19 protein-coding genes are annotated in these 21,212 nt (G+C 39.2%); 2 read left to right on the top strand and 17 right to left on the bottom strand.

From position 1 onward, the window contains the following. Window positions 1-10: 10 nt before the first annotated feature. Complete coding sequence (locus AWW68_RS10470) at window positions 11-3,460, bottom strand: hypothetical protein (RefSeq protein WP_068220487.1); 3,450 nt, start codon at window positions 3,458-3,460, stop codon at window positions 11-13. 2 nt (window positions 3,461-3,462) lie between these two features. Continuing rightward, window positions 3,463-7,116: an ATP-binding protein gene (locus tag AWW68_RS10465; RefSeq protein ID WP_157717610.1), complete on the bottom strand. Its 3,654-nt coding sequence runs from the start codon at window positions 7,114-7,116 to the stop codon at window positions 3,463-3,465. A 277-nt stretch (window positions 7,117-7,393) separates the two neighbouring features. Here AWW68_RS10465 and AWW68_RS20080 point away from each other — a divergent pair, with 277 nt between their 5' ends. Together AWW68_RS20080 and AWW68_RS20480 are read left to right on the top strand one after the other, a co-directional pair. Further along, window positions 7,394-7,537, top strand: a complete 144-nt coding sequence (locus AWW68_RS20080) for a hypothetical protein (protein WP_157717609.1) — start codon at window positions 7,394-7,396, stop codon at window positions 7,535-7,537. Window positions 7,538-8,098: 561 nt separating this feature from the next. Continuing rightward, on the top strand, window positions 8,099-8,593 hold the full coding sequence (locus AWW68_RS20480) for a CPBP family intramembrane glutamic endopeptidase (RefSeq protein ID WP_068220474.1): 495 nt from the start codon (window positions 8,099-8,101) through the stop codon (window positions 8,591-8,593). A 201-nt stretch (window positions 8,594-8,794) separates the two neighbouring features. On the opposite strand, the gene AWW68_RS10450 is transcribed toward AWW68_RS20480, so the two are convergent. The 15 genes from AWW68_RS10450 to nrfD form a co-directional block, all read right to left on the bottom strand. Then, window positions 8,795-9,175, bottom strand: coding sequence for a DUF983 domain-containing protein (locus tag AWW68_RS10450; protein WP_068220471.1), 381 nt, complete (start codon window positions 9,173-9,175; stop codon window positions 8,795-8,797). Further along, a complete protein-coding gene (locus AWW68_RS19935; RefSeq protein WP_084375653.1) occupies window positions 9,135-9,404 on the bottom strand; it encodes a hypothetical protein in 270 nt (89 codons plus the stop codon). Before AWW68_RS19935 ends, AWW68_RS10450 begins: the two co-directional genes overlap by 41 nt. 35 nt (window positions 9,405-9,439) lie before the next feature. Continuing rightward, on the bottom strand, window positions 9,440-9,976 hold the full coding sequence (locus AWW68_RS10445; RefSeq protein ID WP_089082287.1) for a DUF420 domain-containing protein: 537 nt from the start codon (window positions 9,974-9,976) through the stop codon (window positions 9,440-9,442). After that, entirely contained in the window at window positions 9,954-10,559 is a 606-nt protein-coding gene (locus AWW68_RS10440) for a hypothetical protein (RefSeq protein ID WP_068220465.1), read from the bottom strand. The genes AWW68_RS10445 and AWW68_RS10440 overlap by 23 nt, the downstream gene beginning before the upstream one ends. Window positions 10,560-10,629: 70 nt before the next feature. Next, a complete protein-coding gene (locus tag AWW68_RS10435; protein WP_068220462.1) occupies window positions 10,630-11,004 on the bottom strand; it encodes a cytochrome C oxidase subunit IV family protein in 375 nt (124 codons plus the stop codon). A 13-nt stretch (window positions 11,005-11,017) separates the two neighbouring features. After that, entirely contained in the window at window positions 11,018-11,785 is a 768-nt protein-coding gene (locus AWW68_RS10430; protein WP_068220459.1) for a cytochrome c oxidase subunit 3, read from the bottom strand. A 15-nt stretch (window positions 11,786-11,800) separates the two neighbouring features. Then, window positions 11,801-12,385 carry a cytochrome c oxidase subunit 3 gene (locus AWW68_RS10425; protein WP_068220842.1) on the bottom strand — a complete coding sequence of 195 codons (585 nt, stop codon included), beginning with the start codon at window positions 12,383-12,385 and terminating at the stop codon, window positions 11,801-11,803. A gap of 2 nt (window positions 12,386-12,387) precedes the next feature. Continuing rightward, window positions 12,388-13,287 (bottom strand): heme o synthase, encoded by a 900-nt coding sequence (cyoE, locus tag AWW68_RS10420; protein WP_084375652.1) that lies wholly within the window; start codon window positions 13,285-13,287, stop codon window positions 12,388-12,390. Between the two features lie 2 nt (window positions 13,288-13,289). Next, window positions 13,290-14,336: a COX15/CtaA family protein gene (locus AWW68_RS10415; protein WP_068220839.1), complete on the bottom strand. Its 1,047-nt coding sequence runs from the start codon at window positions 14,334-14,336 to the stop codon at window positions 13,290-13,292. Then, on the bottom strand, window positions 14,320-16,200 hold the full coding sequence (locus AWW68_RS10410) for a cytochrome c oxidase subunit I (protein WP_068220457.1): 1,881 nt from the start codon (window positions 16,198-16,200) through the stop codon (window positions 14,320-14,322). The genes AWW68_RS10415 and AWW68_RS10410 overlap by 17 nt, the downstream gene beginning before the upstream one ends. Before the next feature lie 19 nt (window positions 16,201-16,219). Then, window positions 16,220-17,254: a cytochrome c oxidase subunit II gene (locus AWW68_RS10405; RefSeq protein ID WP_068220454.1), complete on the bottom strand. Its 1,035-nt coding sequence runs from the start codon at window positions 17,252-17,254 to the stop codon at window positions 16,220-16,222. 19 nt (window positions 17,255-17,273) lie between these two features. Next, entirely contained in the window at window positions 17,274-18,659 is a 1,386-nt protein-coding gene (locus AWW68_RS10400) for a quinol:cytochrome C oxidoreductase (protein ID WP_068220451.1), read from the bottom strand. A gap of 18 nt (window positions 18,660-18,677) precedes the next feature. Beyond that, a complete protein-coding gene (locus tag AWW68_RS10395; RefSeq protein WP_245660227.1) occupies window positions 18,678-19,316 on the bottom strand; it encodes a c-type cytochrome in 639 nt (212 codons plus the stop codon). Next, window positions 19,309-19,842, bottom strand: a complete 534-nt coding sequence (locus AWW68_RS10390) for a DUF3341 domain-containing protein (protein WP_068220447.1) — start codon at window positions 19,840-19,842, stop codon at window positions 19,309-19,311. Before AWW68_RS10390 ends, AWW68_RS10395 begins: the two co-directional genes overlap by 8 nt. A 2-nt stretch (window positions 19,843-19,844) precedes the next feature. Then, the gene (gene nrfD, locus AWW68_RS10385) at window positions 19,845-21,209 is read right to left on the bottom strand and encodes an NrfD/PsrC family molybdoenzyme membrane anchor subunit (RefSeq protein ID WP_068220444.1); all 1,365 of its coding nucleotides are present in this window, start codon (window positions 21,207-21,209) and stop codon (window positions 19,845-19,847) included. Window positions 21,210-21,212 lie beyond the last annotated feature (3 nt).

The following is a 21,212-nucleotide window of genomic DNA, read 5'->3' as shown; positions in this document are numbered from 1 at the left end:
ACAACTGTCTCTAAAAAAGTGCCGTCACTTGCACTCTTCCTAAGTGAACAACTGGGCTTCCTTCAGACTTTCTACCATCGTAGCGAACCAACAGTTGCAGCCCACTACCAAGTTTTTGTTGCCAATTGAGGTTCCAGGTTAAGTTAGTACCCGGCCTTAAAGCTTCCAGTAATTCATAGCCAACAGGCGAGGTCTCCGTTCCTTCAAATTTGATATCGATATACTTAAAATTGGCGGTAATACTTGTTTGAACTGCCTTTGAAAATCTAGCCCCCAAGCCTAACTCTGTTAATTCTGCTTTTTCTGTAGAAGTTTCTGTAAATACATTACCCTTATCTTTAAAAGCATAAGAAGCTGTAAATCTCAAATTTCTAGAAGGTTGAAGTGTTAATGAGGGATTAAAGTTTTCTGAAACCACCCGATAGTTTCTCTGTGTTAGCACATCAGAACGACTGACTCGCTGACCATCTACAAAGTTCAAATCCAGGTTTAGTCCCCTATTAATGTTCCACCTTAAGTGATATCGAAAATCTTCGCTAAGCCTGTCCTCAAAACCATTAACGAGAAGTTGCTTATTCTCCAATCGAGCAATGCCTACATCGGCACCAAATACAGCGTTAGATTTATTGAAAAACAAGGTAGAACGTAGGTTTTCATTATACCCCAGCACTTCAGCATCGGGCACGTTGGTAGGTAAAAGTCTTTGGCCTAGGTCATCGTCCGTAATTTTAGCATTTAAACCCCATGCCGTTGTGTTTGAAAAGTGTGAAAGCATTTTCCTAATACCCTTCTCTGAAGACCATTGAAGTGGGAAATTTAGATTAAAACGATATGTGATGATGGTATTGAAAGCCTCCTCAAAAGTATCGGTAGGCACAAAAATCTTAGCATAGTTCTTTTCATCTGGGTTCACAGCAAGGTAGAATTCATTCAAATCTTGAACACCATCACCATTATCGTCTCTCCAGGTATGAGTTCCTTCTCCTGTAGGTACTTGAATGAAAATAAACTCCCTTCTCAACTCTCTACTGTTAGCCAAGTTATAGTTTAAATCAGACCGTATGATTCCATCGAAAAATGAACCTGACCAATCAATTCTTCCCATAATGGTTTCATCATTTCTATCCTCTCCAGCTTCGTTGAGGTTCTCTAGGTTACGGTAAGTGAAGAGCATATAGAGTTGATTGGTATTATCGATGTTAGTTCTGAAGAATGCATTGAAGGTCCTAGACTGGTTATTATCCACCAACTCTCCATTAATTGGCAATCGGTCTTCTCTCAATTGGTACTCAATTCCGTAGGTAGTTCGCAACGTGTCAGAATTCCTCAAATAGAATGAATACTCTTCAAAGTTCATGGCAGAACGCACCACTTCACTTGTAGTTGAATTGACTACAGAATTTCTATCTATTCGGTACTTGTAGCCGGGAATCAACCACTTACTCCGATAAGAAAAGTCCAGATTGAATCGGTTCCATTCTGACTTCAAAATCTGCTGATCATTATTCATCAGATAAGCATCTGACTTTAGCTGAAACCTCCCTAGTCTTTTAGATAGATTCAGGTACTGCTGAAAACCATCTACTGCCTCGCCCCTTTTTCTCCTAACCAATTTATAGGAGAGATTATTAGAGGCATCCTTGCTCAAATCGAAGCCAGCATTGAATATGTTCTCTGTGAAACTCTGATTGAAATCTTCCGGATTATAGCTCCAATCTCTATCGAACTCTATGTACCTCAGACGATCGATAAAGGAGAATGACTCACTGTTATACTCATAAGAAAGTGTGGAGTTAAGCTTATAGTTAGGCAGAAAGCTAACTGAGCGTCCTTCTGTTTCGTGGGATACTTTGTAAGCCAAACCGTCATCATCTTCACTATCTTGTTCTGAGTACAGGTTAACATCGTTTTTAGAAAAAGCCACCTCTGCTTGGAGCTCATCCGTTTTATTGAGCTTTACTCCACCTGCCAAAGTCACCATAGACCTCTGATTGGGAGCATTTAAAATAGCAATCGGTTCGTAATTGCCTTGTGCCTGCCCATTGACAGGAGCAACCCAATCATAAATTCTACCATTGGCAGTTGTGTTTCTGAGCACGTAATTACCACCACCAAAACCAACCTCAGTAAACCTGACATCAAAGAAGGCACTATCCGGGTTTGTCGAATATTGGTAGATATCATAATTGACTCCTAGTGCATCTTGCCCCTCTGTTTTACGATAAAGGATTAGGTCAGGATTGTACTCTACACTATCGACACGAGAGGTTACTGCATTGTCCAAATCATCACCAGCATTCGCCAAAATGACCTTTTCTTCATCCGATAAATCAAATAAGAGCGGCTGATTTCGATTATCCTTTTCATTGTAATAATTGAAAGCAAAATTCAACTTATCGTTTCGCTGATAATGACTTGCCTGAATAATTGAACGTGAATAATTCTGATCAGAATACTCATAATCAACTCTAATCCTGGTAAACTTGGTAATCAGTACTTCGTTAGTAAACGTGATTTCTCCGAGATTATAATCTATCACATAGTCATTATCGAAGCCACGAGTCATCTGTTCCCCATCAATAAACACCTTTTCCGAACCAGCCAGAATAATGATAAACCTTTCGTTGTTTGGCCCTTTTACTCGGTACGGCCCTAAAACTCCTTCAATAGGATCGATGGATACAGAGGCAAAGCGGCCTTTGGCTACAGAGCCAGCCACTGTTGTTTCCGCTTCAAACCCGCCAGCCATCTTATACTTTGTAGTGAATTGAGCTCCCTGAACATTCTTATAATACCTTAGAAAATTCGACTCCCCATTTTGAAGTACCACATCTCCACCTTTCAGTCTCCATTTATCCTCGTTGAATAACTCAATAAACACATTATCAAAGTCCTGAATTTGCTGAGTGTTTCCTTCAGGCTGAAAAGGAACATTCCTATCCGTAATAACAGCCCTCAGATTTACATTCTCTGTAAGTTGCCCTTCCATTTGAAGGTTCAGGGTCGAATTGACAAATACATCTTGCCTGTTTCCGAAAGAAACGCCTCTAGAGATACTTCCTGTCTTATAAATGTTTTCTGTACTAATCACTTCTTCCCTTTTAGGTATTGCCAAAGCCTGCTGATAAAGCACCACATCTTTAAACAAAGCGGTAGAATCGTAAATATCGAGTGTCTTATTGGCTTTGGTAGAATGCAAATCAAAGGGCAAGGTTCTGTAACAAACCCTGACCGAATCGAAAGGGCTATTCTGAAAACTGATGGTATTGGTATTGAGGTCGAACTGAAATGCTTGACTGGAATCTGGTTCGGTTATTCGAATTGACTCAGGGAAAACAGTTAGAGAATCTAGAATTTGCGGTGAATCAGTCTTCACCCATTTACAGGCTTCTGAACTAGACTGAGCAGCCAGAGCCGAGCCTATGAGTGTGAGTAAAAGAACCAGTGACCAACGTTGCACACTTAATCAGTTAGCGGAAATTCTAAGAAGAAGGTTGTGCCTTCCTCAGCGGCAGATTCAAACCATATACTCCCTCCTGCGTGTTCTACCCCACGTTTGGCTATGGCCAGACCAATTCCTGACCCTTCTGCTTTGGTGCTAAATTTAGGTATAAAAATCTTCTCTCTGATTTCTTCTGGTATACCTTCTCCGTTATCTGCAAAGGTAATTCTGGCCTTGTTATGCGTCACCAAAAGTTCAACTTCTAACATACAGATCTCATTATCAGGCATGGCCTGTGCAGCATTTAAAATAAGGTTATTGAAAATCCTTCCCAATAATTGATCATCTGCCATCACCCAAACAGCTTGTTTCGGAATATTGGTCTTAATTTCGATGCTATCTTCATTGAACAAACGCACCGACTTCTTAAGTACTTCTACTAGATTAATCCGCTCACTCTTAGGCATTGGCATTTTCGCGAATGACGAGAAAGAAGTGGCGATATCACTCAAAGTTTCTACCTGAGTTAACAAGTTATCAATGGGTCTGTTAAAATCTATTCCAAGATTTGGTGCTTCTGCTAAAACACGCTTTAAGTGTTGAAGCTTCAGTTTCATTGGTGTAAGCGGATTCTTTATTTCATGAGCCACCTGTTGAGCCATCTCTCTCCACGCACTTTCCTTTTCACTCAAAGCCAATGCTCTCTTACTCTTCTCAAGGTTGGCAAGCATTTTATTATACTCCCCTACCATAAGGCCAATTTCGTCATCGGCAGGCCAAGCCAATGGCTCATTTAAGTTGGATAAAGTGGTGGTCTTTATCTTTTCAGTTAAGAATTTGAACGGGTAAGTAAGTATTCTTGAAGCCAAGAATGAAAGCACTACAAAAATGACAAAAATAAAGGTAAAAGAATTGAGAATATTGGAGAGTATATCTCTTTGTTCAGACTTCAATTGTTCCTCAGAGTCGAAAAATGGCATACTAAGCACCCCTAGCAGCTCATTATTCTCGTTAGATCGAATACCGTAATAAGTAGACTTGTAACTCAGATCTAAATTCCCGACACGCTCTGTAAAAAGCTCCTCTTTTACTCCCGACTCAACAATGTTGGCCATGGCCTTAGGGTTAATAAATGGTGCCAACAACTCATTGTCGAAAATCAGTCGTTGGTTGGTTGCTATCAGCCTTCCGCTATTATTGAATAGGTTTATATCGGCACGAGCATACTGACTTATCTCCGAAATTCGGTTTTCGAGCACCTCGTTATTCTCATTTCTTCCTTCTAAAAATAACTGCAACTGATTTGCCAGATTCTCAGCTGCACTTTCTGCTGTAGTCAAATATTGATTCTCAATATTTTCTTCTACCGTAGTGTTTACCAATCTAAGTACCACTATACTGACAATTATAAGAGGCAGGAAGAAGGCAAAATTCAATAGAATCTGAATCTTTGCGGATAGTGTAACAGATTGTTTTTTGGAGTTGAAATAGCCAGTAGAAATCCCAAAAATCAGGATTATCATGGCTACAGTAAATAAGAAAAAGACAGAGAAATTGGTGATTACATATTGTAATGGATAATGCGGGCTAGAGACTACATAAACCTGATCATTGCCCTGATTTCTTACCGCCAAATGATCATACCCAGAAAGTGGCACAGGCCGTTGATAAATGAGTTCTTCACTTAATTGACTCACATCAAAATCTCTCCTGTAGTTGAAATCTCCTACACTATTGGTCAGTTGCCTTCCATCATATACCGCATAATCTAAATGCTGAAGGTTTGTGGAAAGGCCAAAATCTGAAAGCAAAAGCTGGGGTAAAATACTATTATTGAGAATTTCCTTTCTATCCAACCTAACCAATACATAGCCAATTACGGCATCATATCTTCTAATCTCATTGAATAAATAATACTGGTTTAGGGCCACCGGATAGTTAGATCTATAGAAAAACAACCCTTCTATAGCCGTCTGATTTTCTGGTTTTCCGTACTCCGACTTCAGCACATCATAGTTCAGGCTAGTAGAACTATTTACAGGATTGCCGCTACCGTTGAAAATGAGAATTTCAATCTCATATTTATCGAAATAATCGCCCAAGAAAACCCGCTGTATTTTCTGCCTAATAAGGTCTTTAGATGAGAACGGATTGGCAATGTTCGTTTGAATCAGCACATCAGATTCAATTCTTGTTTTAGCCTGAGACAGTAAATATTCCGCCTCAAAATCATTCTCTGATAAAAGCCTTGTTGCCAAGCTGCGCTTATCTTGCAACTGCTCTTTTCTAATATGTTCGCCCAGAAGCACATTACAAATAGTGGCAACCAATAAGGCTGTAGTAAACAAGTAAAGAAAAGTGGCATAATTGGCTTGATAAAGCTGTTCGGCAAAACGAAAACTGAACACAACCAACAGGTATATTGTCAGCACCAGTAATACAATAAGGTATTCGCTTCTAATCAAGTAAATAGTTACGCCCAAGGCCAGCGCAATGAGAATAAACACTATGATTGCAGGCTTCTTCTGTTTGAGCTTCCTCAATTCTATGCTCAGGTATTGCGCTATTAAGAAAGGGATTACACCAATTAAAAAGATCCCTAAATAGGCCATTAGCTTGAAGGAGGAAAAATTAATATCAGACCCTACATCGAAAGACCATTGAGAATTGGCGTAAAGTGATTGTACCTGCTCAGTGAAATAGTACATACCTAATATTAGCAGCAGTACAGATATTATCAGGTTAGACCATTTAGTATAAGCTCTCATCTGCTGATAGGCAGTAAGCTTAATGAAAGCATAAATAACAAAGCTCAATATGGCGAGCTGGTTCAAGAGGAAATCTCCAAGTGAAGGTTGCCATATACTAGCCGCAAAGTAATCTGGCTCGAATAACTTCCATTCTACAACACTCAATGGATATTCATATTTCAACATGAAATAGCGAGCTACTCCAAGAAAGGTACCCCAAAGTAGTATAGATGGAAGAACAAGCTTTCTACTGCCTAATTCTCCTGCATATTGATACCCTCCCTTCAGGAAAAAGTAAATGGCTATCATATACGACAGCACGATGAAAATAGCATAATTGGGGTAGTCAATCTTCATTCGTTGCGTACCCTCAAATGAAAAAAGGAAAATACCCTCGGGTGAATAAATATTCTTTGACTTATCTGGAGACTCTACCTGAGTAAAGGTAAAAGTAGACCTGCCGAATATTTCCCCGTTAAGTCCATAATCACGATAAGAATCATTAAGAGGAACATCTGAACTCAGTGGCAACAAGGCATAAATCTCTACCACCCTATTTTGGGCGCTATTAATCACCTTCCTTTTTACAATATATTGTCCACTTTTGAGGTCGAGGAATTTATAAATATAGGTACCATCCAGCGTACCATACTTCGGTACAAACCGATTAGTACTCCAATAAATCACCTCTCCATCCTCGAAAATAAAGTAAGGGAACTCTTCATTACTAGCGAAACGATTAAACAACCTACTGAGGTCTACCACAGCCACATCACTGATCTGCTGCAGTTGTTGCTCTAACTTATCTAGCTGTTGATGAAGATTATCAGTTATGGTTTGGTCGGGGTTGACCCTTCTCTTCTGATCTGAAAATATTGCCTCATCTATAATGAGGGTGAGCCCCACCAGTAAAATACTGAGCAAAAAAGCCTTGTGCTTAAAAATGAACTGACGGATTTGATTCAAGTCTGCTTTGCCTTTAGGGATATGGGAATCTACTAATAATTTCTCGCTTGATGCGAATTAGCACATTCATAGCAAAAATACTACCTAAATGAAGTTCTCAGAGAGAAAAGCGAATGATTGAAACTACAAACACGAGAGTTGATACTTTGTCCCTCACATAATCACCCTCTTTTTTATTACTATTTAAATAAAATTATATATTTAACGAATCATATAAAACCAATAAACATTAAATATGAGCAGGTTAAAAAGACTTAAAACAAAGAAGGTTTTACTATACATTGGTATAGCTGCATTTTTGTTGATTACTGTTAGTGTAATAGTAGAATGGGATAGCTTCTTAGCTGGTCTACAAGGTGAGCCGATGCTAGGAAATTAAAAGGTTAGAGCTCTAAGCATATAGACTAAATCATCACGTAGGAGGCCAATATTAGAACTCTGAAGTTACGGTGAGAACTACCTTACTTTCTAATAGCATCTTTCTTATTACTTCTTCTTTCCTCCGTATTTCAATTCTCCAAAAATATAGAGGTAGAAAACACGTGAAGAGCGAAAATTATCAAATCAGGGAACTGAACTCATCTGATCTGAAGCACAGCAATGTTGACTTTTGGACGATTGCAGGTAGAATTGCTATAGCTGCTGGATTACTTAGGGCTGCTGAAGATGTTTTTTTGAGGGGCACATAGTTCATTTAGAAATTAAGAGCTTACTGTCAGACAGTATTTTTTTGAAAATTTAAAAACTACTTTAATGAAGGTTTGGATAAAAACACTTTTGATAATTGGAGTAATACTTCTTATCAATTCAATTAGTATTTTTTTCACCCAAGGCGTATCTAAAGATTTTATAATAGATTTTTGCATAGGTGGTATTTGTATTTTCTTATTTTTCAAAATCCATAATAAAATACACTGACGGCCCTTAATTCTTATTAAGAATGAAAATAGATAGGGTAGAATATAGACTGCAGTCATTTAGTTTAAGCCGTGTAGTATCAATTCTTTCAATATTCCAAATTGGAATTATATTTTTATTCTCTTACATCCTAGAATCAATAGATAACTCTTTAACAGAAGTTGATTTTCTACAGAACCTATCACTGGTGAATATTTTTATTCTTAGTGTAATTATAGCTCCAATAGTTGAAACCTTTATTTTTCAATTTTTCCTTATAGAGTTTTTTCAATTCACTCTTAATAAAACCAAATACATAAAACATGTCTCCATTTTAGTCGCAGGTATACTGTTCGGTTTAACTCATAATTACAATATCTATTATGTTCTAGTAATGATAGTGATTGGGGTTTACTTTGCTTGGGTTTACTGGTTTATATCGAAATGGAAAGGCATAAGCAGTGCCTTCTGGAGTGTAACCCTCATACATGCTATTAGTAATCTGATTGGATTTATAGTGGATGAATTAACAATGTGAACGATAGGTTCTTTAAATAATCACAAAAGATTATGATGACTCCGTATAAGCTCAGTTTTAAACTACTATCATTCGAGTAAAGTAAAGAATAAACGAAAGCGGGGTATTAATCTTTATTATTGATGCTGTATTGAATTGGGTCGACAATGCACAAGCCTTTCTGGAAGGCGATCAAGAAGGAAGGAGACGTTAACAACAAATTTACTTCTTCTTTCCTCCGTACTTCAATCCTCCAAAAATATAGAGGTAGAAAACACGTGAAGAGCGAAACATGATTGGGTACAGCAAAACCACCTCTGAAATGATGGCTATCATATAAACGTTTTCCGATACAGGATGAAAGAACATATATATGATAAATGCAGATACAAGAAAAAGACCTACCGATAAGCCATAGCTTATATACATAGCTCCATCAAAGAAACGAGGCTCTCTTTCGAACTTAACTCCACAAGAGGAGCAATGCTCATTAATCTTTGTGAATTTGGTAAGGTTATAAGCAGCATGCGGAAAAAGTTTACCTTCTCTGCATTGAGGGCATCTACCCTGCAAAACTGCCAGTAGCTTGGGTCTTTTTGACATTTTTCTTACTCGCTTTGTACCAGATATAAGCGATTACCGCAGCTAAAACATAAGGCGCAAAAAATAGATATAGTATACCAAGATTTAGATTGGCCGCCATAGAGGTATCTCCAGCACTCACTGAAGACTCTACAGAGCCTCTACACATTGCACATTGTGCAAAGCTTTGACTTGCTGCTAATACTAGCAAAGTCAAGGTCAACAAGTATCTTTTAATCCGTTTTAACATCGCTCAAAGGTAAGTTTTAAACCACTGAAATCCGATTAATGTGCATAATAAGGGCTAATCATTAAGTATACTGTAACTCCAGTTACAGAAACGTAAAGCCAAATAGGAAAGGTGTATTTCACAATTCGCTTATGCCTTTCAATCATTCCATTTAAAGCATAGAAGAAAGCCAAAAGCACCAATGGTACAACTCCTATCGAAAGTAGAATATGAGTAATTAAGAAGAAATAATAGATGTACTTGGTTGTATCATCTCCACCAAAAGCTGTTGATTCAGCACTTGCGTGATAAATTACGTATAACACCAAGAAGATTGCTCCTAGAATAAAAGCTGCACTGTTCATCTTTTTATGAAGTGCGATATTCTTCTTCTTAATAGCCACAAAAGCCACTATTAAACAAATTGAAGTTAGTGTATTAATGGCTCCAATAGCATGTGGCAAATTATATACCCAGTCTCCCAAATCTAACTTGGTGGGTAACGATAGCAATACTGCTACAGCCAATGGGATAGCTATAGATAAAACCCTAATCCATAGCATAGACTTCTTACTCTCCAACTGCTCCGACATTATCTTCTTCGGTTTTTAAAATTCTTAACTCAAGTATGAGCCTGTCTGTTTCTTCACGCTCAATAATATTGTAATATCCCCTTATTCGGTTCTGCTTATCTACCAAAACAACTCTATTATCCAGGTTGGTCATAGCCACTGAGCAATATTTAAGGTTAGCCCAAGCTGTGGAGTCTACTTCATTAATCTTCCAGAATTGATCTTGAAACTGAATTCTCCGGTCATAATCCGTGATATCGCTTAACGCAATACTGGAACCATTAAGATATGTGCTCAGGTTAATTTCGTCATCATTAAAGAACACATCTTGAACCCGTTCTAATTCCTCCAGCCGAGTCTTTAACACAGGCCCATCCAATCTTTCAAAATGAATTATGTTAATCTCTCCTTTTTGAACTAACGGGTTGTTCACCACATACTGCTCTTTAGCCTTATCTAAACAAGGGGTACTTAGTGAGTCTCCAAGTCCTTGTTCGTAATAGACAGGTATTGTAAACTCATTTCTGCCGAATGACTTTAAAAAAAGAAAGATGATAACCGGCAAGGCAATAAGTAAGAAGAGAAAGACAGACTTTTTACGCATACTGTATAAACTAAAAAATCAGGCCAATGTGTTCAGCCTGATTTTGATTTATATAAATCTAATATTTCGCTTAGTGTTCTTCATCTACATGCTCAATACCATCGCCTTCGTAGTCTACAATACCACGAGCGTCTTTAATAGCTGCGCCTTCCAAATTCACCAAGGCCATGATAAGCCATAGAATGAAAATCATTGGAAGAATGATTGAATACACAAGACCCTTTACCTCATGACCCAAGTGCATAAACTCAGCTACAATGTAGAATGCTTTAACAATTGTTAAGCCAATGAAGATAACGTTTCTTAATGCGCCTGCCTCCATTTGAAAGGCGAAGACATATTCTATACCAGTAACCACTGCTAAGATAAGAGCAACTTTCCAGATACCCCAGATTTTAGCCTTATCAACAGGTTGAACTTGTACGTTAGTTGTTGCTTGTTCCATTATAAAAAGTCTTTTAGATCAAGTAGAAGAAAGTAAATACGAATACCCAAACGAGGTCTACAAAGTGCCAGTAAAGGCCTACTTTTTCAACCATCTCATAATGGCCTCTTCTTTCATAAACTCCTGTAGCAGCATTGAAGAAAATAATTACGTTCAATACAACTCCAGAGAATACGTGGAAACCGTGGAAACCAGTAATGAAGAAGAATAAAGCAGCAAATGCTGGCGGTCCGTATTGATTGAAAGTTAAGTTAGCTCCGAAAATCTCATAATTTTCTTTCCAGATACCATTAACCATCACATCACTGATAGTTGCAGTATCGGTACCTGAAATAAAGTGAGACCACTCCCAAGCCTGACAGCTCAAGAAAGCGAAACCACCAATAATTGTCCAAAGCATCCACTTTACTACCGCTTTTTTATCCATTCTATGACCTGCTTCTACAGCCAATACCATAGTTACAGAAGATAAAATGAGAATAAAGGTCATCAGACCAACGAATACTAGAGGAAGTTCAACCCCATGAAAACCAGGGAAAGCCTCATATACTTTTTCAGGTATAGGCCAGTATTCAGTAGAGAAAGTAAATGCTTCAGGGTCTCCATTATACGCAGGAGCACTCCATCTTAAGAAAGCATAAGCAATTAATAATCCAGAGAAGGTGAAGGCATCAGACACGAGGAAAAACCACATCATCAGTTTTCCGTAACTCGCCTTCAGCGGCTGGACAGCTCCACCACCCCATAGGGATCTTTTACTCATTGTAGCAGTAGTTGCCATAGTTTGGGTTAGTTATTAATGATTCAGCAATAAAAATATGAACAAATAAATCCAAAGTCCTCCCAAGAAATGCCACCACGTAGAAGACATCTCCATATTGAGCATATTTTCAGAATGCACTTTATTTCTTAAGGACGAAATTAGCATATATATCAGATATATCACACCGCTAATTAGGTGCAAAGCGTGTATACCTGTGAATATGTATAAAAAGCTTCCTGCAGGGTTTCCAGTAAAGTAAACATTAGCGTCTACCATCTGCTCCCAAGCTTTCAATTGACCAAACAGGAATAAAATTCCTAGAATGGTGGTTATTCCTAAAGCAAGCTTTACCTGCTCCAACTTATCTTTTTTAGCTGCAATGTAAGCCCACTGCATAAATACACTACTCAAAATGATAATTCCTGAAGTGTACCAAAGCATGGAAGGCAGGTCATATATCAACCAATCTCCATCCGCCTGTCTTACAATATGGGCACTTGTAAATGCCGCAAATATCATCACTACGGTAACAATGAACAGCCACAATGCAAACTTCTTAGGGTGCATTGAAAGCGGTTGTTCTACCGGAGCATCTACCAATTTGTAATTTTCTGCCATCATCACTTTACCATATCCAACAAATACGCAATCTGAACAATCGGTAAGTACAAGAAAGAACCAAACATGATTCTTAGGGCTGACTTACGAGACTGATCTTTCATTAACTTAATAGTGGATGCTAAGAAAAGCACCCCACATACCGTGGCTATCACAGCAGAATTTATTCCTGTCAATCCGAAATACGTTGGCAACAAGCCTAGCGGAATGAGGAATAATGTATAGGTCATTATTTGGAAAGCGGTTTTCATATCTTTCTCACCTTTTACAGGAAGAAGTTTAAAACCAGCCTTCTTATAATCTTCATCGGCCACCCATGCAATAGCCCAGAAATGAGGGAACTGCCAAACAAACTGAATACCGAAGATGATTAATGCTTCATGAGAAATGGTACCCGTGGCAGCTGTCCAACCCAATAAAGGAGGCAGTGCACCAGGAAAAGCACCGACAAAAACAGCTATTGGCCCTACTCTTTTTAAGGGAGTATAAACAAAGCTATACAATATCATAGAAAGCACTGACAAACCAACTGTTAGTAGGTTTGTGGAAGCCCATAATAATGAGATTCCAGCAATAGCCGTAAACAATGCAAACCAAAGCGATTCAGAGTTATTCAACCTTTCCGTAGGTAACGGACGGGTTTGAGTTCTCTTCATCAGCTTATCGTAATCTTTTTCGAGCACTTGGTTTACAGTACAAGAAGCTCCACTAATGAGCCAACCTCCAACAAAGAGTGCTGCTAACTGCAACCAGTCAACCCTTCCTCCCATAGCTAAAGTATAGCCGAAAGCAGAAGAAAAAGCTACCAGCAGAGATAGTCTCATCTTCATCAGTTCTACAAAAGACCTAATCTTTTGAGAAACTGACATTCCAACGTTAATATTTACCGAATTCTCAACCATTTTCAGGCTAACTTCAATTCTTTATTTCTTAGTAAGAGCCACAAATAAAACTGGACTCCTATTATTACAGATCCTAATAACAAGTGTATTGGTTGAATGAATGCTGGCACTCCAAAGTATGCCATTAATGCACCACTTACTATCTCCACCACTACAACGGCTAAAAGCCATTTGGTCGGATTCACTAATTCGTTCCTTCTAATTCCTTCCTTCATAAGCTTCCACAATAAATAAACGTGAAGCGCCAATAAAAGCAGCGAATAAGACCTATGAATCAAGAAGCTAGAACCAAGGTTGTCGATCCATTCGGATCTGGCCAAAGCGTTAGATAGTGTGTCAATAGCTTCTCTTACTTGTGTTCCTAATACTATTTGAATAACAGTAAACACTAAGCATAACATTACAATCCATTTTAATTTACCTAGTCGAGCCGAGCTATACTCGGTGTTTCTATTCTTAGACCTATGGTAAACGTATATGAGCAAGCACACTATAACAAGGGCTAGTAACATATGAATCGTAATCATCCACTCTAGTAGGTTCGTACTCACAACAATGGAACCTATCCATCCCTGAAAACCTACCAATACAAATGCAACAAATGAAAGAACGGTAATTAGTTTATCTTCTTTCCAGTACCTAATAGACAACACAGCTGTGCCAAAAATTAGAATACCTATAACCGCACCAATTAAGCGGTTGACATATTCTGTCCAGGTTTTGGCCGCATTGAAGTCCTCTTCAACTAAAATCTGAGGATCATTCAATATTTCATGAGCCAACTCATCGAATCCAAAACTAGTAAGGTAATTAGCGAACCTTACATTCTTTTCAACCCTCTGCTGAACGTAGATGTCTTTATAATCATTTGGGAGCTGAGTTACATCCGTAGGTGGAACCCAACTCCCAAAACATTTTGGCCAGTCGGGACATCCCATTCCTGAGCCAGTACTTCTTACAATACCGCCTACTGCTATCAGCAAGTAGACGGCTATGATTGTAACGGCTGAAAACCGTCTAAATAATCTGTCTTTAGTGTTTGTTTGCATCAACCACAACTATCTCCTCTGCTTCCATCTCCTTCTCTAAAGCAATCTCATCATTCTCATGAGGTAGATTTGACTCCATAGTTTGAGAGAAAGGTACAGTTTGTGGTATAAAGTCTTCCTCGGCACCAGGCTTCGAATAATCATAAGGCCATCTATATACCTTAGGAATTTCACCAGGCCAGTTTCCATGACCAGGAACTCTTGGGGTTGTCCACTCCAAAGTAGTAGAATTCCACGGGTTAGCAGGAGCTTTTCTACCTCTGAAAATACTGTAGAAGAAGTTAAACAAGAAGATGAATTGACCAATGAATGTTGCAATAGCCGCTATTGAAATGAACATGTTCAAATCGGTGAATCCACTGAATGCATCAAAGTTGGTGAATGAATAATATCTTCTTGGGAAACCTGCAATACCAATGTAGTGCATTGGGAAGAACACTGAGTAAATACCAATGAAGGTTAACCAGAAGTGGATGTAACCCAACTTAGTATCCATCATTCTACCAAACATCTTAGGGAACCAGTGATATACACCAGCCAATAAACCGAACGATGAAGCAGCACCCATTACTAAGTGGAAGTGAGCCACTACAAAGTAAGTATCGTGCAACTGAATATCGATAGCCGAATTACCTAAGAAAATACCTGTAATACCACCAGAAATGAATACCGACACCAGACCTATTGAGAACAACATAGCCGGTGTAAATATGATATTACCTTTCCATAGGGTAGTAAGGTAGTTAAATACTTTTACGGCCGATGGTACGGCAATAATCAAAGTAAGGAACATGAAGATTGAACCTAAGAAAGGATTCAAACCAGACACGAACATGTGGTGTGCCCATACAATGAACGAAAGGAATGTAATACCCATCATTGAGATAATCATTGCCTTATAACCGAAGATTGGTTTTCTCGAATTAGTAGCAATAATCTCAGAAGTGATACCTAAAGCTGGAAGAAGTACAATATATACCTCTGGGTGACCCAAGAACCAGAATAAATGCTGGTAAAGAATTGGGCTACCACCTACGTTTGGTAATGCCTCACCTTGAATATAGATTTCTGATAAGTAGAAAGAAGTACCAAAGCTTCTGTCAAATACCAATAATAAAGCCGCTGCGAATAGAACAGGGAATGACAAAATACCAATTACTGCAGTTAGGAAGAACGCCCAAATAGTAAGAGGTAATCTTGAGAAGGTCATACCTTTTGTTCTCAAGTTGATTACTGTAGAAACGTAGTTGATCCCCCCAAGCAAAGAAGATGCAATGAAGAACACCATAGCTACTAACCACATAGTCATACCTAAACCTGAACCAGACATTGCTTGAGGCAATGCTGAAAGTGGAGGATAAACAACCCAACCACCTGATGCAGGCCCTGTTTCAATGAAAAGCGAAATCAACATGATGACACTGGCAATAAAGAAGAACCAGTAAGAAAGCATGTTCATAAAGCCTGAGGCCATATCTCTAGCTCCAATCTGTAGAGGAATTAAGAAGTTAGAGAAAGTACCACTTAAACCCGCTGTCAATACAAAGAATACCATGATAGTACCATGCATTGTAACTAAGGCTAAATAGAATTCTGGATCTAAAGCACCTTCAGCCGAAATCCACTTTCCTAAGATTGGTCTTAACCAACCCAAGTCAGCTTCTGGAAAACCCAACTGTAATCTGAAGATTGCAGAAAGAGCCGCTCCAATGATCGCCCAAATAATACCTGTAATCAGGTACTGCTTAGCGATCATTTTATGATCCATTGAGAAAATATATTTTGAAATAAATGACTGCTCGTGGTGATCATCATGATGATCATCATGGGCATGTACATCAATATGTGCTTCTGCTGTTGCCATACTTTTTGATGTTAATTTCTTATTCGTTAATACCTGCTGTTACTAATGCTAACTCTTTCATGTCTTCTGGCACCTGAGCCATAAAGTCAGGATTCTTAGACAACCAAGATTTCTGCTCTGCCTTCCACTCCTCATACTCTTCTGGCTCTAGCACCGTCACAATCTTCTTCATTGAGAAGTGACCTTCACCACAGATTTCAGTACAAGCTAATTCATAGTTGAAGTCAGGGTTACCCTCTTCAACTCTCATTTCAGCAGTAGTTTTATTTGCTACAAACCAGAACTGAGTTGGCATACCTGGCACAGCATCCATCTTCAACCTCATGTGAGGAATAAACACTGAGTGAAGTACATCTCTTGCTCTAATCTTCAACAAGACCGGCTTTCCTTTAGGGATAACTAGTGAGATATTCTTGAAATCATCGTAGTTGGCTCTGTCAGACATATCCATACCATGATCGTTCACAGCATCAATAAGTCTGTAGTCATAGTCTCCAACCTTGTTATCCATTCCACCATAGCGGATAGACCACTGGAACTGATAACCCATGATTTCAATTTGCTCAGCATCTTCTGGAGCTTCGCTCATAATGCCATCCCAAGCCATCCAACCAGAAATAACTAACCAAGTCAAAACAATGGCTGGAACACCAGTCCATAAGTACTCAAGTTTGTTATTGTGAGGATAGAAAAGTGCCTTTCTATTCTTGTCGTATCTGTATTTATAAGAGAATACAAATAGCAAGATGTTAGTGATCATGAAAACGATACCAGTGATCCACATGGTTCTCCAGAACAATTTGTCTGTCAATTCACCATGTTCTGAGGCTACAGGAGGGTCGTAAGCATCGAAGTTTGCGAATGAATACCATCCAGCAAGTCCGAAGAACAAGACCATAAACACCACCATCATGATAGCGTTAAAGTTGTTGTCACTCTTCGTTGTTTCCTCTCCCGTTCCCTTAACAACATTAACAAGTCTAGATATTCTGAAGATTAACAACAGAATAGCGACTACTAAGAATACTGCAAGTGCAATGTAAAAACCGAACATATCTAGTCTCTAATTTTTTTTAAATATGATGATGCTTTGCCTCTCCAAGCATTGGGTGATTCTTAGGCACAAGGGCATAAGAAGACAACGCTCTGAGTACTACAAATACGAATGCTGATCCGAACATTAAGAACATACCAATTTCAGTGAATCCGAAGAAACCGTTCTGACCCATAGTACCAGGAGTCATCATTAGGTAGAAGTCAATAAAGTGACCAAACATTACCACAATACATACCATCTTCAAGAATACATTCAACCTCTTTGCATCTCTTGTCATCAACACAAGGAATGGGAAAATGAAGTTTAGAATAATATTGATAAAGAAGAATGGTGAGTATTTATCGCTCAAGAATCTCTCTACAAAGTATACTGACTCTTCAGGAATGTTAGCGTAGTAGATAAGTAGGAACTGTGAGAACCATACGTAAGTCCAGAAAATACTGAATGCAAACACGAATTTACCCAAGTCGTGTAAGTGGTTAGATGTAACCTGTGGCAAATAACCTGCTTCTTTCAACAATACAGTTACTAAAGTAATGAATGCCAAACCTGTTACCCACCAGCTAGCAAATACATACCAACCGAACATAGTTGAGAACCAGTGCGTGTCTACCGACATAACCCAATCCCAAGCTGATACTGAAGAAGATACCGCAAAGATCACTAAGAATATTGCAGACCACTTTCTCATCTTGAACCAGTAGCCGTCACCACCTAATTCATCTTCTGCCAAAGACAAGTTCTTCAACTTAGTAAACAACCAAGCCCATAGCACAAAGAAGATTACCATTCTAGCAATAAAGAAAGTAGGGAATCCACCTCCTTCACCGAAGAAGAAGAAACCACTCTTTCCTGCAATTAGCTCATCATAATGACTATCAGTTGGGTCGTAAAGGTTAGAATGAGTCCAGTGGAACACATCATGGTTTACAAAGAACCAAGTCAATAACATTAAAATACCAGCAGGAACAATCCATTGCCCCATAGCCAAAGGAATTCTAACGATGTAAGCAGACCAACCTGCTTGCGCTGCATACTGCAATGCAAAGAAGAAAATACCAATTAAGGCAAGTCCTGTAAAGTAAACATTGTTGATCCAAAGATCTACTTTGAATCTTTTAAACCAACCTGCACCGTGCTCTTCACCAGCCTCAGCTGAATCGGCCACAGTAACAGCCTCAAAGTCTTCAGCACCATTAAAGCTATGGGTATCATCGCCATGGCTATCGCTACCTGCATCGTGGTGCTCCTCAGTGGCATGGTCAGAACCATGATCATCACCGTGGTGCTCATTAGTCTGAGGGAACAACCCTCCTACTAACAACATAACCGCTCCTATTGCGAAAGCAATGAATACTTTCTTTTTAAGACCAGCGCTAAAATCAAATTTTTCGTTTGCCATTTCTTAAAAGTTTACCGGTTATTGTTGTTGTAATGTTTGAACGTAACGAGCAATTTTCCATCTCTTATCGGCACTCATCTGAGAACCGTGAGCTCCCATTCTTCTAATACCATGAGTGATAACATGGAAAATGTGACCTTGAGAAAGATTAGCTTGTGCTGGGGCAGTGTATGAAGGTACACCAGCATATGCAATACCGGCTTTACCATCTCCTTTACCACCTGCACCATGACAATGCTGACAGAATTGACTGTAAAGTCTTTGTCCTTCAGTGATGATCTCTGGAGTAGCTTCAAAAGGGTTTTCAATTAAAGCTGCCTCAGCAACATCGTCCTTACCAAGTCTGTAAGGCATTATGTCATGATTATTTCTTCTCACTGTACCTTCTACTGGTTGTCTGACATTTTGTGAGTGAGGATTGTTTATGTTGGAATTAAAAAATTCTCCTCTTTCATCCTCTCTATTACTCAACCAAGACCCAGCACTTTCGTCCTTGATTTGTGTCAAAGGCTCGTAAGGTACTGAATGATACATTTGAGGGGCATATTCCAAACCAGGGTTGTCTCCATTGGCAGTACAGCCAGAAAGAACCACCACTGCAATGGCCGGAATAATAACTTTCAATTTCTGAATCATATCTCTAGAAGGCTTATTCATCAACGTCTTTATTATTTACTTCAACAGCACCTGAATCTTTCAATAGTGCATTGATTGAGGCTACCTCTACAGCTCTGTTGGTGCCAAGATCGATAGCCATTACGTGCTTATCATCAGTAATTCTGATGTCCAAAAGCTTAGGGTCTTTCCAAGGCTTAAGATCGCTAGACACCAAGAAGGTACCCACCATACCAAAAGCAGCAAGTAATACAGTAAGCTCAAATGTTACAGGAACAAAGTCTGGAAGTGCAACATGGTTCTTACCACCAATAATCATTGGCCAGTCTACACCAAGCATCCAGATTTGCATTACCAAGGCCAATGTGGTACCTAAAGCACCGAACATAAAGGCAGCAATTGGCAATCTAGAGCGCTTATAGCCTAACTCTTCGTCAAGACCGTGCACCGGAAATGGGCTGTAAACCTCATGAATCTTTACACCAGCTCCACGAATCTTTCCTACTGCTTTCAACAATACATCTTCGTCATCAAAGATGCCTAGTACGAATTTTTTAGAGTCACTCATGATTACGCAGCAGTTTTTTCAGATGATGATTTCACAATACTTTTAACTTCAGCCATGTTAATTACTGGGAAGAACTTCGCGAAGAGGAAGAAACAAGTAAAGAACAATCCGAAGGTGAATAAATATACCCCTGCATCGTAAATGGTTGGGTAGAACATAGCCCATGAAGAAGGCAAGAAGTCTCTGTGTAGTGAGGTTACGATAATAACGAAACGCTCGAACCACATACCAATATTTACAATGATTGAAAGGATAAATGTAGCAGCAATGCTTGTTCTAATTTTCTTGAACCAGAAGAGCTGAGGTGAAATTACGTTACAAGTCATCATAGACCAGTAAGCCCACCAGTAAGGCCCTTGCATTCTATTATAGAAGGCATATTGTTCAGCTGGCACACCAGAGTACCATGCAATAAAGAACTCAGTGATGTAGGCAATACCTACAATTGAACCTGTAACAATAATTACAATGTTCATCAACTCAATGTGCTCAATAGTAATATAGTCTTGAAGTTTGAACACCGCTCTTGTTACCAACATCAACGTTAGTACCATGGCGAAACCTGAGAAGATTGCACCAGCAACGAAGTATGGAGGGAAGATAGTGGTGTGCCACCCAGGAATTACTGAAGTAGCAAAATCAAACGATACAATGGTGTGTACAGAAAGTACAAGTGGAGTAGCTAAACCAGCAAGGATCAATGATACTGATTCGTATCTAGACCAAGTTTTAGCTGCACCATCCCAACCTAACGACAATGCACCATAAATTTTCTTTCTAATACCATCTGCTCTATCTCTGATGGTAGCAAAGTCAGGTACAAGACCCAAGTACCAGAACACCAATGAAACAGAGAAGTAAGTTGAGATAGCGAAAACGTCCCACAGAAGCGGAGAGTTAAAGTTTACCCACAACGAACCGAAAGTGTTAGGCAGTGGAAGTGCCCAATAAGCACCCAACCAAGGTCTACCCATGTGAAGGATTGGGAACTGAGCCGCACAGATTACAGCGAAGATAGTCATCGCCTCTGACGCTCTGTTAATAGCCATTCTCCACTTCTGACGGAAGAGAAGAAGTACGGCAGAAATTAGGGTTCCTGCGTGACCAATACCAACCCACCAAACGAAGTTAGTAATGTCCCATGCCCAACCTACAGTTTTGTTCAGTCCCCACATTCCAATTCCTTCCCATACTGTAGCAACAACTGCCACGAGACCAATTAGAAGTGTTACAACTGATATACCAAAAGCCATCAACCAAAGCTTAGAAGGCTTGCCTTCTACCTGCTTACAGATGTCTTCGGTAACATCATGAACGGTCTTACCGCCAGTGATTAAAGGTTTTCTTACGGATGAAGTAACCTGCATGTT

It is taken from the genome of Roseivirga spongicola, from assembly GCF_001592965.1.
Taxonomy (GTDB): domain Bacteria; phylum Bacteroidota; class Bacteroidia; order Cytophagales; family Cyclobacteriaceae; genus Roseivirga; species Roseivirga spongicola.
This window is presented reverse-complemented; position numbering and strand designations above follow the sequence as displayed.